The sequence below is a fragment of the Pseudomonas sp. NPDC087342 genome (assembly GCF_044744265.1).
GTDB lineage: Bacteria > Pseudomonadota > Gammaproteobacteria > Pseudomonadales > Pseudomonadaceae > Aquipseudomonas > Aquipseudomonas nunensis.
The window spans coordinates 273,596-286,823 of record NZ_JBIUXZ010000002.1; the positions used below are offsets into that span (position 1 = coordinate 273,596).

At 60.5% G+C, this 13,228-nt stretch carries 13 protein-coding genes; 2 read left to right on the top strand and 11 right to left on the bottom strand.

Annotated elements, in window-relative coordinates; translation table 11 throughout:
• Nucleotides 1–33: 33 nt before the first annotated feature.
• Both ACIOYV_RS09170 and ACIOYV_RS09175 read right to left on the bottom strand, forming a co-directional pair.
• Entirely contained in the window at nucleotides 34–339 is a 306-nt protein-coding gene (locus tag ACIOYV_RS09170) for a ribbon-helix-helix domain-containing protein (protein WP_290027526.1), read from the bottom strand.
• 14 nt (nucleotides 340–353) lie between these two features.
• Nucleotides 354–935: a DJ-1/PfpI family protein gene (locus ACIOYV_RS09175; protein WP_401323045.1), complete on the bottom strand. Its 582-nt coding sequence runs from the start codon at nucleotides 933–935 to the stop codon at nucleotides 354–356.
• A gap of 339 nt (nucleotides 936–1,274) precedes the next feature.
• On the opposite strand from ACIOYV_RS09175, the gene ACIOYV_RS09180 reads away from it, so the two are divergent.
• On the top strand, nucleotides 1,275–2,165 hold the full coding sequence (locus tag ACIOYV_RS09180; protein WP_401323047.1) for a DMT family transporter: 891 nt from the start codon (nucleotides 1,275–1,277) through the stop codon (nucleotides 2,163–2,165).
• A gap of 132 nt (nucleotides 2,166–2,297) precedes the next feature.
• Here the strand turns inward: ACIOYV_RS09180 and ACIOYV_RS09185 are convergent, their stop codons facing one another.
• From ACIOYV_RS09185 to ACIOYV_RS09205, 5 genes are all read right to left on the bottom strand, one after another.
• Entirely contained in the window at nucleotides 2,298–3,512 is a 1,215-nt protein-coding gene (locus ACIOYV_RS09185) for a class I SAM-dependent methyltransferase (RefSeq protein WP_401323049.1), read from the bottom strand.
• A gap of 267 nt (nucleotides 3,513–3,779) precedes the next feature.
• Nucleotides 3,780–4,397 (bottom strand): TPM domain-containing protein, encoded by a 618-nt coding sequence (locus ACIOYV_RS09190; RefSeq protein WP_401323050.1) that lies wholly within the window; start codon nucleotides 4,395–4,397, stop codon nucleotides 3,780–3,782.
• A 31-nt stretch (nucleotides 4,398–4,428) separates the two neighbouring features.
• Nucleotides 4,429–5,184 (bottom strand): TPM domain-containing protein, encoded by a 756-nt coding sequence (locus ACIOYV_RS09195; RefSeq protein ID WP_401323053.1) that lies wholly within the window; start codon nucleotides 5,182–5,184, stop codon nucleotides 4,429–4,431.
• Nucleotides 5,185–5,217: 33 nt separating this feature from the next.
• Nucleotides 5,218–6,171 (bottom strand): TPM domain-containing protein, encoded by a 954-nt coding sequence (locus tag ACIOYV_RS09200; RefSeq protein ID WP_401323055.1) that lies wholly within the window; start codon nucleotides 6,169–6,171, stop codon nucleotides 5,218–5,220.
• Entirely contained in the window at nucleotides 6,171–6,779 is a 609-nt protein-coding gene (locus ACIOYV_RS09205; protein WP_401323058.1) for a LemA family protein, read from the bottom strand. Before ACIOYV_RS09205 ends, ACIOYV_RS09200 begins: the two co-directional genes overlap by 1 nt.
• A 248-nt stretch (nucleotides 6,780–7,027) precedes the next feature.
• Between ACIOYV_RS09205 and bglX the strand changes: the two genes are divergently transcribed.
• On the top strand, nucleotides 7,028–9,319 hold the full coding sequence (gene bglX / locus ACIOYV_RS09210) for a beta-glucosidase BglX (RefSeq protein ID WP_401323060.1): 2,292 nt from the start codon (nucleotides 7,028–7,030) through the stop codon (nucleotides 9,317–9,319).
• Nucleotides 9,320–9,725: 406 nt separating this feature from the next.
• Here bglX and ACIOYV_RS09215 read toward each other — a convergent pair whose 3' ends face one another.
• From ACIOYV_RS09215 to ACIOYV_RS09230, 4 genes are all read right to left on the bottom strand, one after another.
• Nucleotides 9,726–10,883, bottom strand: coding sequence for a phosphatidylserine/phosphatidylglycerophosphate/cardiolipin synthase family protein (locus ACIOYV_RS09215; protein ID WP_401323062.1), 1,158 nt, complete (start codon nucleotides 10,881–10,883; stop codon nucleotides 9,726–9,728).
• A 1-nt stretch (nucleotide 10,884) separates the two neighbouring features.
• Nucleotides 10,885–11,475: a YceI family protein gene (locus ACIOYV_RS09220; protein WP_401323064.1), complete on the bottom strand. Its 591-nt coding sequence runs from the start codon at nucleotides 11,473–11,475 to the stop codon at nucleotides 10,885–10,887.
• Between the two features lie 252 nt (nucleotides 11,476–11,727).
• A complete protein-coding gene (locus tag ACIOYV_RS09225) occupies nucleotides 11,728–12,051 on the bottom strand; it encodes an amidase (protein ID WP_401323067.1) in 324 nt (107 codons plus the stop codon).
• On the bottom strand, nucleotides 12,048–13,142 hold the full coding sequence (locus ACIOYV_RS09230) for a serine hydrolase domain-containing protein (protein ID WP_401323070.1): 1,095 nt from the start codon (nucleotides 13,140–13,142) through the stop codon (nucleotides 12,048–12,050). The genes ACIOYV_RS09225 and ACIOYV_RS09230 overlap by 4 nt, the downstream gene beginning before the upstream one ends.
• Nucleotides 13,143–13,228 lie beyond the last annotated feature (86 nt).

Sequence of the window (13,228 nt, forward strand, 5' to 3'; positions counted from 1 at the left end):
CTTGCCCGCGAAGAGGCCCGCAAGGTCAACGAGCTATTTGGCAGCCGTGCGCACCACCGACAACTCCGGCGCAACCACCCGCCGCTGACTCAAATACCGCATACAACTCACCCGCAGGAACGAAGCGAAATTCACCACTTCCCCGCGATAGTCCATCACCTCTTCATACAGCTTGGCGATCAATTGGTTGGTGGTCATGCCGTCAACTTCGGCGATTTCGCTGAGGATGTCCCAGAACTGATTTTCCAGCCGCAGGGTGGTGACCACCCCGCAGATGCGCAGCGAGCGGGAGCGCGATTCGTAGAGGATCGGATCGGCTTTGACGTAGAGCTCGCACATGGAAACGTCCCTCGTTACAGCGTGATTTTGGTGCCCAGCAAGCCGAGGAAACCGGCGAGCCAGTTCGGGTGCGCCGGCCAGGCTGGAGCAGTGGCCAGATTGCCTTGAACGTGGCCTTCCGTCACCGGGATATCGATGAACGTACCACCGGCCAGACGAACTTCCGGCGCGCAGGCCGGGTAGGCACTGCATTCGCGACCTTCAAGAATCCCCGCCGCAGCGAGCAATTGCGCACCGTGGCACACGGCGGCGATCGGCTTGCCGGCCTTGTCGAAATCTCGTACCAGTTCCAGGACTTTTTCGTTCAGTCGCAGGTACTCCGGCGCGCGACCGCCGGGCACCAGCAGCGCGTCGTAGTCGGCGGCTTTTACCTTGGCGAAGTCGAAGTTCAGGGCAAACAGGTGACCGGGTTTTTCGCTGTAGGTCTGGTCGCCTTCGAAGTCATGGATCGCGGTGCGCACGGTCTGGCCGGCGCTCTTGTCCGGGCACACGGCGTGCACGGTGTGCCCGACCATCAGCAGCGCCTGGAATGGCACCATCACTTCGTAGTCTTCGACGTAATCGCCGACCAGCATCAGAATTTTCTTGGCCGCCATGGGGAGGACTCCTCTGGGAATACGTGGGCGTGCAGGAGTATTCAAGGTAGTCCTTATCCGCGGGGTCGGGTAATAACCAGCTACTACGGCCAACATGGTTTTTTTGTGGCGAGGGGGCTTGCCCCCGTTGGGCTGCGAAGCGGCCCCTGCATTATTTCCAGCCATACAGTGCAAGCAGGGTTTGCGACTGCTGCGCAGCCGAACGGGGGCAAGCCCCCTCGCCACAGAGACCGAGGCAAACTGTACGGATAACTCCGCGCCTAGCTGTAACAGAGCAAACCCCGCGATTTATGGCTAGATGAAGCCACGTCCAATCATCCCTGAATCCTGGTTACCCTCATGTCCTCGCGCGAAAACACCGGCATGGCCCTCGGCCTGCTTGGCGTCGTCATTTTCAGCCTCACCCTGCCCTTCACACGCATCGTCGTGCAAGAAATCCATCCACTGCTCAATGGCCTGGGCCGTGCGTTGTTTGCGGCGGTGCCGGCGGCGTTGTTGTTGCTGTGGCGACGAGAGAAGTGGCCGACCTGGAAACAGGTCAAGGGCCTGACGCTGGTGATCGCCGGGGTGATTCTCGGTTTCCCGGTTTTATCAGCCTGGGCGATGCAAACGTTGCCAGCGTCCCACGGTGCGCTGGTCAACGGCTTGCAACCGCTGTGCGTGGCGCTGTACGCCGCGTGGTTATCGCATGAACGCCCGTCGAAAGCCTTCTGGGCCTGCGCCGCGCTGGGCAGTGCGTTGGTGCTCGGTTATGCATTGATCAGCGGCGCCGGCAGCATTCAGGCCGGTGATTTGCTGATGCTCGGGGCGATTGCCGTGGGTGGCCTGGGTTACGCCGAGGGTGGCCGATTGGCGAAAGAGATGGGCGGCTGGCAGGTGATCTGCTGGGCGCTGGTGCTGTCGACGCCGCTGCTGATCGGCCCGGTGACGTACCTGGCGTTGCAGCATCAGGGCGAGATTTCGGCCAAGACCTGGTGGGCGTTTGGCTACGTCTCGCTGTTTTCGCAGTTCATCGGTTTCTTTGCCTGGTACGCCGGGTTGGCGATGGGCGGGATTGCGCGGGTCAGTCAGATTCAGTTGCTGCAGATCTTCTTCACGATTGCGTTTTCGGCGTTGTTCTTCGGCGAACACATCGAGCCGATTACCTGGCTGTTTGCGGCCGGGGTAATCGTGACGGTGATGCTGGGCCGCAACACCGCGGTCAAACCTGCGCAGGTGGCTACAGCATAAACCTGTAGGAGCCAGGCTTGCCGGCGAAGGCGATTTTGAAGATGCCTTCGCGAGCAAGCTTTGCTCCTACAGGCGAAGGCGATTTCGAAATCGCCTTCGCCGGCAAGCCTGGCTCCTACAGGGGTGTGGCGATCAGAGGTAGCCGTCAGCCCGCAGCAACGTTTCCAGGCAATGCTCGGTGATCTGATAGAAATCCTTCAATTCCTGAATCTTCACCAACAACTGCGCCGGGTCCACCGGTTCGGCGCGTTTGACTGCCAGGATCATTTTGTTCTTGTTGGTGTGGTCCAGTGAGATGAACTCGAACACCTTGGTCTCGTAGCCGCAGGCCTCAAGGAACAACGCGCGCAGGCTGTCGGTGACCATTTCCGCCTGCTGGCCCAGGTGCAGACCGTATTGCAACATCGGCTTGAGCAGTGCCGGGCTCTGGATTTGCAGGCGGATCTGTTTGTGGCAGCACGGCGAGCACATGATGATCGAGGCGCCGGAACGAATACCGGTGTGAATCGCGTAATCGGTGGCGATGTCGCAAGCATGCAGGGCGATCATCACGTCCAGCTCGCTCGGCGCCACGCTGCGCACGTCGCCGCACTTGAACACCAACCCCGGATGTTCCAGCTTCGCCGCAGCGGCGTTGCACAGGTTGACCATCTCTTCGCGCAGCTCGACGCCAGTGACTTCGCCTTCAGCGTTCAGGGTGTTGCGCAAGTAGTCGTGGATCGCGAACGTCAGGTAGCCCTTGCCCGAACCGAAATCCGCCACCCGCACCGGTTTGTCCAGCGCCAGCGGTGAGGTGGTCAGGGCATGGCTGAAGACTTCGATGAACTTGTTGATCTGCTTCCACTTGCGCGACATCGCCGGGATCAGCTCGTGCTTGCTGTTAGTCACGCCCAGGTCAGCGAGGAACGGCCGGCTCAGGTCGAGGAAACGGTTTTTCTCGCGGTTATGCTCGGCGGACGGCACTTCGCGCAATTGCTGAGGTTTGCTCTTGAACAGCGAACTCTTGCCCTTTTTGCTGTATTCGAGCTGGGCTTCGTCAGTCAGGGATAGCAAATGCGCATTTTTGAACGACTCGGGCAACAGCGTGGCGATGGTCGCCACGCCTTCGGCCAGCGGGAAGTTCTTGGTGATGTCACGGGTCTTGTAGCGGTAGACGAAGGACAGGCAAGGCTGATCCTTGACCGTGAGCTGCTTGATGATCAGCCGCTGCAAATCCACTTCGGCGCCGACGTATTTGGCCAGCACCAGTTTGATGAAGGCGTTGGCGTCGAGGCTGGTTTGCAGCAGGTCGATGAACTGGGCGTGGTGATCCGGCGCGAGGCTGGCGGGAGTGGCGGTAACGGACATGGGCAAAACGGCCTCGGGCGGTGCGAATCGGGGAATGGCGGGTATTTTAGGGGGGATGGGGTGCGAGGGCACGGGTAATTTCCCGAACGGTGCGAATCCGGAGTCGAAGTGAGATCCCTGTGGCGAGGGGGCTTGCCCCCGTTCGGCTGCGAAGCAGTCGTAGACCTGCCGACTCGGTATGGCTGAAAGAATGATGGGAGCGCTTCGCACTCCAACGGGGGCAAGCCCCCTCGCCACAATAATGTGTGTCAATTCGGGGGGGTGAAATCAGCCCAACACCACCAACCGATTCGGCAATTCGTTCCTCACCTGCGTCACCGGCACATGCACCTTGAGCAACTCGCCGCAGGCCTCGATACAGGTCACAAACCCTTGCAACGTCTGCCCCTGCTTCACCTGCTGGGTGAACGACGCGACGATCGCCTCCCAGCTCTTGTTATCCAGGCGCTTGGAAATCCCTTCATCCACCAGGATTTCCACATAGCGCTCAGCCTCGCAGACAAAAATCAGCATGCCCGTGCTACCGACAGTGTGGTGCAGGTTCTGCTCCAGAAACTGCCGCCGCGCCAGGTTCGACGCACGCCAATGGCGAACCCGGCGCGGGACCAGATGGGTGGTGACTTTGGGAATGCGGAACACCAGGCACAGCACGATAAAACTGGCCCACTGCACCAGCAACAGGCTGTGCATGGTCAGCACACCGGTCAGGTAGTGCACGACACCCGGTACCACCAGCGCCAGCAAACTGGCCCACAGCAATGGAATGTACGCGTAGTCGTCGGCGCGGGCCGCGAGCACGGTGACCAGTTCGGCATCGGTATCGCGCTCGACCCGGGCAATCGCCTCGGCGACTTTGCGTTGTTCGTGTTCAGTCAGTAATGCCATGTTTAGGAATGCCTGCTCATTGTTATTGTCATCACCAGCCGCCCGACGAACCGCCGCCCCCGAAACTGCCCCCGCCGCCGCTGAAGCCACCACCGCCTCCACCGCCGCCAAACCCTCCACCGCCGAAACCGCCGCTTGAACCACCGGAACCGCCTCGGCCGGTCGGCAGGATACCGAGCATCTGGCAGATGAAAATAGTCAGGATGAACAACATCACCAGAAAGATGAACACGCCGGGATGCCGCGAAATGAAATCGCTGTCCTCATCACCTCGCGGCTCATAGACAGTCGACGGTTCGTCCAGCGGACTGCCGCCCAACACCACCAGCATCGCCGCGACCCCGTCGCTGATGCCCTTGCTGAAATTGCCGGTCTTGAACGCCGGGGTGATCACCTGATTGATGATCACCGAACTCTGGGCATCGGTCAGGCGATCTTCCAGGCCATAACCGACTTCGATCCGCAGCTTGCGCTCATCCCGAGCGACGATCAGCAGCGCGCCGTTGTTCTTGTCTTTCTGGCCGATACCCCAGGCGCGCCCGAGTTGGTAACCGAAATCGGCGATGTCGGTGCCCTGCAAATCCGGCAGCGTCACCACCACCAATTGCTCGCCGGTCGCGGTTTCGTGGGCCTGGAGTTGCTGGCTCAGTTGCTCGCGCACCGATGGCTCGATCATCTGCGCGTTGTCCACCACCCGCCCGGTCAGCGGCGGGAACTTCAACTCGGCCTGGGCCATGACCGCAACGACCCAGAGCAACAGCACCAGGCCGGATTTGAAGATTCCCATCAGCACCTCTTCCTTAATGATTCACCCGGCGCACTACCAACTGCCGGAAGCCCCGCCACCGCCAAAGCTGCCACCGCCGCCCGAGAAACGGTCCGAGTCCGAATCGGAACTCGAACTGCTGCTGGAATCGTCAGAGCTGCTGGAGCTGCTGCTCCAACTCCAACTCGACTCCTGATCAGCCTTCGGTTCCCGTCGCGGCGGGCTGTCATCTTTGGCTGGCACGTATTTGTCAGACTCGGACGGGAAGTATTCCTCTTCTTGCCAAGACCGGAGAAACCCCACGATGGGAAACCCCAGGAAGACACCAAAGAACACAAGCTTTACCCACCACATCCAGTCAATCGAATCCATCCAGCTCCTTTCCACGGAACGATTGACCACCCTCGGCAAATTGGCTGACCCCAGCATCCTTACGATCGAGGTAGTCCCGGCAATGATCCCTGAGGAGTACAGATCATCCTTGAAATAGGGAACGATCGATTCATTGATGATAAAGCCGGCCCACATGTCATTGATCTGCGCCTCAAGCCCGTACCCTACTTCAATCCGCACCTTACGGTCATCGCGCGCCACCAGCAGCAGGACACCATTGTTCTTGTCCTTCTGCCCGATGCCCCAATGCCGGCCCAGTTGCACGCCGAACTCCTCGATGCTGTAGCCCCCCAAGCTCGGGACCGTGACCACCACCACTTGATCGGTCGTGGCCTGTTCCAGCCGCTCAAGCATTTGCTGAAGGTAAACCACCGCCGAAGGCGTCAAGAGTCCCGCAGTGTCGACGACTCGTCCGGTGAGCTTGGGAAACAGACTTTCCAGGGAGGCTGCCGTTGCAGTGGCCGGTGCTGGCTCGACCTGCGAAACGGGCTGCGCTTGACGCAACGCTAACCCGTCCGTGGGTGTTGGAGCCTGTTGCTGCGCCATCACGGCGCAACTGGTTACCAGCCACAGCGACAGCAGCGTGCCTCGCAGCACGCGCTGTACGCCGCCCATCAGAATTTGACTTGTGGCGCTTTATCGGCGTCCGGGCTGGTGGCTTCGAAGGTTTCGCGGATCGGCAAATCGCTGTACATCACGCTGTGCCACAGGCGACCGGGGAAGGTGCGGATTTCGGTGTTGTACTTCTGCACCGCGAGGATGAAGTCGCGGCGGGCCACGGCTATGCGATTTTCGGTGCCTTCAAGTTGCGATTGCAGCGCCAGGAAGTTCTGGTTGGCCTTGAGGTCCGGGTAGCGCTCGGACACCACCATCAGGCGGCTCAGGGCACCGGACAGTTGATCCTGGGCTTGCTGGAACTGTTTGAGTTTTTCCGGGTTATCCAGCGTGTTGGCATCGACCTGGATCGACGTCGCCTTGGCCCGGGCTTCAATTACCGCGGTCAGGGTGTCTTCTTCGTGCTTGGCGTAGCCCTTGACGGTCTCCACCAGGTTGGGGATCAGGTCGGCGCGGCGCTGGTACTGGTTCTGCACCTGGCCCCAGGCAGCCTTGGCCTGTTCGTCGAGGGTCGGAATGTTGTTGATGCCGCAGCCAGCCAGCAGTGTGGTCAGCAGCATCAGGGCTGCGACTTGCAGGCTCGAGCGATAGTTGAGTCGTACATTCATGTAGTGGGTGCTCCCGTGCACATTCCGTTGAAAAACAACCTGCGGCCTTCAAACCCGGCGGATGAGGCATAATCTGCCGCCACCACTGGATTGCATCGGGCCAATGGGCTAAAAGATGCCCTGCGCGAAAAAGAGTTCAGAAGTGTGCTGCATTTTCCTGAACAACGCCCGAACAACAATAGTCGCTCCCTAAATTTTGGCTGACCGGCGCGTATTCACTGCCGTTTAGGCCTTTGAGAAAACTATTCATGAAGAAGCTGTGTTTGCTGGGCCTGTTCGTCAGTCTGGCCAGTCATAACGTACTGGCCGCCACGACCCCCGCACCCCTGGAGAACAAGGACGCCTTCATCAGCAACCTGATGAAGCAAATGACCCTCGATGAAAAGATCGGCCAGTTGCGCCTGATCAGCATCGGCCCGGAAATGCCGCGTGAGCTGATCCGCAAGGAAATCGCCGCCGGCAACATCGGGGGCACGTTCAACTCGATCACTCGCCCGGAAAACCGTCCGATGCAGGACGCGGCGATGCGCAGCCGGTTGAAGATCCCGATGTTCTTCGCCTATGACGTGATCCACGGCCACCGGACCATTTTCCCGATCCCGATTGCCCTGGCCTCGAGCTGGGACATGGACGCTATCGGGCGTTCCGGGCGCATCGCTGCCAAGGAAGCCGCGGCTGACAGCCTCGATATCACCTTCGCGCCGATGGTCGATATCTCCCGCGACCCGCGCTGGGGTCGCACGTCTGAAGGTTTTGGCGAAGACACCTATCTCGTCTCGCGGATTGCCGGCGTAATGGTCAAGGCCTTCCAGGGCCAGGGCGCCAATGCGGCCGACAGCATCATGGCCAGCGTCAAGCACTTCGCCTTGTACGGCGCGATCGAAGGCGGTCGCGACTACAACGTGGTCGACATGAGCCCGGTCAAGATGTACCAGGACTACCTGCCGCCGTACCGTGCCGCGATTGATGCCGGCGCTGGCGGGGTGATGGTTGCACTGAATTCGATCAACGGCGTACCGGCCACCGCCAACACCTGGCTGATGAACGACCTGTTGCGCAAGGAATGGGGCTTCAAAGGCCTGGCGGTCAGTGACCACGGGGCGATTTTCGAGCTGATCAAGCACGGCGTCGCGGCGGATGGTCGTGAAGCAGCGAAGCTGGCGATCAAGGCCGGCATCGACATGAGCATGAACGACACCCTTTACGGCAAAGAGCTGCCGGGGCTGTTGAAGGCCGGCGAGATCGAGCAGAAAGATATCGATAACGCCGTGCGTGAAGTGCTGGCCGCCAAGTACGACATGGGCCTGTTCAAGGACCCGTACCTGCGCATCGGCAAAGCCGAGGATGACCCGGCCGACACGTATGCCGAAAGCCGCATGCACCGCCCTGAGGCCCGCGACGTTGCGCGCCGCAGCCTGGTGTTGCTGAAAAACCAGAATGACACCCTGCCGCTGAAGAAGACCGCGAAGATTGCCTTGGTCGGTCCGCTGGCCAAAGCGCCAATCGACATGATGGGTAGCTGGGCAGCCGCCGGTAAGCCGGCGCAATCGGTGACCCTGTTCGACGGCATGAACGCCGCCGTGGCCGACAAGGCGACGCTGATCTATGCGCGGGGTGCCAACATCACCAGCGACAAGAAGGTCCTCGATTACCTCAACTTCCTCAACTTCGATGCCCCGGAAGTGGTGGATGATCCGCGCTCGGCCCAAGTGCTGATCGACGAAGCGGTGAAAGCCGCCAAGGACGCGGATGTCGTGGTAGCAGCGGTGGGCGAGTCCCGTGGCATGTCCCACGAATCGTCGAGCCGTACCGACCTGAACATCCCGGCCAACCAGCGCGAGCTGATCAAGGCCCTGAAAGCCACCGGCAAACCGCTGGTATTGGTGTTGATGAACGGCCGTCCGCTGTCGATTCTCGAAGAGAAAGACCAGGCTGACGCGATTCTGGAAACCTGGTTCAGCGGCACCGAAGGTGGCAACGCCATCGCCGACGTGCTGTTCGGCGACTACAACCCGTCGGGCAAACTGCCGATCACCTTCCCGCGTTCGGTGGGCCAGATTCCGACCTACTACAACCACCTGAGCATTGGCCGGCCGTTCACACCAGGCAAACCGGGCAACTACACCTCGCAGTATTTCGATGACACCACCGGGCCGCTGTTTCCGTTCGGTTTTGGCTTGAGCTACACCACGTTCAGCGTGGACGACATGGCGCTGTCGTCGACCACCCTGAACAAGACCGGCAAGCTCGACGCCAGCGTCATGCTGAAAAACACCGGCAAGCGTGACGGCGAAACCGTGGTGCAGTTGTACATCCAGGACGTGACCGGCTCGATAATCCGCCCGGTCAAGGAACTGAAGAACTTCCAGAAAGTAATGCTCAAGGCCGGCGAACAGAAAGTCGTGCATTTCACCATTACCGAGGACGACCTGAAGTTCTACAACGCCCAGCTCAAGTACGGCGCCGAACCGGGCAAGTTCAACGTGCAGATCGGCCTGGATTCCCAGGACGTGACGCAGCAGAGCTTCGAATTGCTGTAATTATCCAAACGCCACAAAACCTGTGGGAGCGAGCTTGCTCGCGAAAGCGGTCTGACATTCAACTGATGTGTTGAATGTTCAGCAGCCTTCGCGAGCAGGCTCGCTCCCACAGTTGTTTCGGGTAGCCATCAAATCTTGTGCTCGACACCAATCCCCCTGTAGGAGCAAAGCTTGCTCGCGAAGAGGCCGTCACATTCAACATCTTTGTTGACTGTCAGGCCGCTTTCGCGAGCAGGCTCGCTCCCACAGTTGTTTCGGGTTGCTATCAAATTCTGTGCCCGACACCAATCCCCCTGTAGGAGCGAAGCTTGCTCGCGAAGAGGCCATCACATTCAACATCTTCGTTTAATGGGATGCCGCCTTCGCGAGCAAGCTTCGCTCCTACAGGGGGATGCGGTGTGGATGATTAGCCGCGTCGATCCAGCAGGTTGACCACCAGCCGATCCACATATCCCCAAATCCTTTGCTTGACCCGTCGCCACAGCGGTCGGCGTTGCCAGGCCTCCAGGCTGACTTCCTGGCTCTGGGCAAAGTCTTTCTCGAAACTCGCCACCACTGCCGCCGTCAGCTTGGGGTCCAGCGCTTCAAGGTTGGCTTCCAGGTTGAAGCGCAGGTTCCAGTGGTCGAAGTTGCACGAACCGATGCTCACCCAATCGTCCACCAGCACCATTTTCAGGTGCAGGAAACACGGCTGGTACTCGAAGATTTTCACCCCGGCCTTGAGCAGTCGCGGGTAGTAACGATGCCCCGCGTAGCGCACCGACGGGTGATCGGTACGCGGTCCGGTCAGTAGCAGGCGCACGTCGATGCCGCGCGCAGCAGCCTTGCGCAGCGAGCGGCGGACTTTCCAGGTCGGCAGGAAATACGGCGTCGCCAGCCAGATACGTTTCTGGCCGCTGTTCAACGCGCGGAACAGCGACTGCAGAATGTCCCGGTGCTGGCGGGCGTCAGCATAAGCGACCCGGCCCATGCCCTCGCCCATGGACGGTACGCGGGGCAAACGTGGCAGGCCGAAGTGCGACGCGGGTTTCCAGGCGCGACGGTGGCGGTTGGCGATCCATTGGCGGTCGAATAGCAACTGCCAGTCGAGCACCAGCGGGCCGCTGATTTCCACCATCACTTCGTGCCAGTCGCTGGTGTCTTTGCCCGGCGTCCAGAATTCATCGGTGACACCGGTGCCACCGACCACCGCCAGGCTCTGGTCCACCAACAGCAGCTTGCGGTGATCGCGATAAAAGTTGCCGACCCAACGCCGCCAGCTCAGGCGATTGTAGAAACGCAGTTCCACACCCGCCGCCATCAAGCGTTGACGCAGATTCAGCGTGAACGCCAGGCTGCCATAGTCATCGAACAGGCAGCGCACCCGCACACCACGTTCGGCGGCTTGCACCAGCGCCTGGACCATCGCCTCGGCGCAGGCCCCCGCTTCCACCAGATACAGCTCCAGTTCGACCTGTTCTTCTGCGCGGGCAATCGCCACCAACATCCGCGGAAAGAACTGCGGACCGTCGATCAGCAATTCGAAATGGTTGCCTTCACGCCACGGAAATACGGCACCGGCCATGTCAGCGGGCCGTGAAAATCAGCACCGCACTCACCGGCACCGACAGACTGATGGCCGACAAACCGGCGACCTTGCGCAAACCTTCCAGCCCTGGGGCCAGGTCAAAATCTTCAGCGTTGATCACCAGCGGCTCCAACGTCACCACTTGAAAGCGCCGGTCATCGAGGCGGGTCGCCAGCAGCTCGGCGGTGTATTCGTGTTGTTTGCCGTGAAGGCTGACGGTCAGCGGCAAACGCAATTCCAGCTGCGCGCCAGGGGCCAGGTCGTTGATCGGACGCAGGTCGATCTGTGCGGTGATCAGCGCTTCGGGGAAAGTCTGGATCTCGAACAGGTCCTTGCGCATCCGCTCGTCACGCAGCGGGATGCCGCTGTTCACCGAGTCCATTTCAACTTCCACGCGCGCCAGGCCTGTCGGCTCGACCTTGCCGTGCAGCACCAGAAAGCGCTGCACTTCGGCCATATTGGTGTTTTTGGTGCTGATGAACGACAGCCGCGAAGACTCGCCGTCGAGGTACCAATCGGCGTGGGCCGACAGCGTGGCGCCCGCCAGCAGCAGGAAGGCGAGGGTTTTGCAGAGGACGCGGTTGAACATAGTTACTCAGGGGGCAGATAAACCTGAGCGAACCTTAACCGGGCGGAGACGGGTTGCAAACCATCAGTCGCTGACACCCTGCATTTTGTGGTGAGGGGGCTCGCCCCCGTTGGAGTGCGAAGCACTCCCAAAAACAGACAATGATTTCTTCCAGACAGATCGCGTGTACAGGTTTTGCGACTGCTTCGCAGCCGAACGGGGGCAAGCCCCCCCGCCACAGCAAGCTCCCTCGCCACAAAAGCATTATCGCCATCAGGGTTGCAGGCGGCAGCCCTGGCGCTCGCCAATCCACTGCGCGCTATTGCTGCGCCCCATGCCGCTGACGGTCACGCGCTTGCTTGCTTCGTCATCGGTAAACCCGCTGAAGGGCAGCCACTGCTTCACATACCCACGGCAGTATTCAGCGTCGTTGTTCATCACGTAACGACACGAGCAATATTCCTTGGCGGTGTAGGCGCTGATGATGTCCGGGAACGCCCACAACGCGACTCGCTCCTGCCAGACCCAGCCGAGCAACACCACCAGCAGCAATAACAGGGCACTGGTAAAGGGCCGACGACGAATAAAACGGCTCATGGCTGCACCTTCCCGGCAAACGCCTTCAGTGCAAGCTTGAGCAATTCGTTGTGCCGGTAGCTGCCGTCTCGATCATCGCCATAACGCACGATCACCAGGTTTTCACTCGGAACTACATACAGCGCCTGCCCCCAATGCCCCAACGCCGCAAAAGTATCGGCGGGCGCATCGGGCCAGGGTTGCGCCGCGCCGTCTACCGCACGATTGAGCCACCACTGGCCGCCGGGTACCGCCTCGTCCTGATGAGCACGATACCCGGCAAACGGTTCGCGATTGAACGCGACCCAGTCCTTGGGCAGCAATTGCCGATCGCCCCAACGACCGTCGCGAGCCATCAACAAGCCGACCCGCGCCAGATCCCGGGCGGTGAGGTAGGCGTAGGACGAAGCGACAAACGTGCCGGTGGCATCGGTTTCCCAGACCGCATGACGAATCCCCAGGGGTTCGAACAACGCGGTCCACGGATAATCCGGATAACGACTCGCGCCGACGATATTTTTCAGTGCCGCCGCCAGCAGGTTGCTGTCGCCGCTGGAATAGCGGAACGCCTGGCCCGGCGCTGCATATTCATCATGCCCGGCGGTGAACGCCGCCATGTTCGAATGCCCACGGGTGTAGAGCATGGCCACCACCGAGGATTTCAGCGGCGCGTATTCGTAGTCTTCCTGCCAGTCCAGGCCGGACGCCCAGTGCAGCAGGTCGGCCAGGGTGATCGCCGGGTGATTCTCCAGCGCCGGGTAAAACTTCACCGCCGGGTCCTGCAACGTGAACAAGCCTTCGCCATACGCCACGCCAAGCACTGCGGCCATCAGGCTTTTGCTGATGGACCACGTCAGGTGCGGGGTGTCGGCGGTGGTCGCGCCGGCGTAGCGTTCGTAGATCAGTTGGCCGTCGCGGATCACCAGCAAGGCGTCGGTGCGGATGCCGGTTCGCGTGGCGTCATCGCGGGTTGGGAAGGCGTAGGTTTCCAAAGCTTCGAGGGTCGGGCCGGTGATTTTGGGGCCTTGTGACCATTGTTCGGCGGGCCAGTTTTCGGCGTGGGCCGTCAGGCTGAGCAGGAGCATGAAAAGCAGGGGCACGCCTTTGAACATGGTGAGGGCTCGGGGGGATGGAACTGCTGAGACTAGTTGAGGTTGGTTACAGTTTTGGGGTTTGTGTCGGCCATGATGGCGCCTTC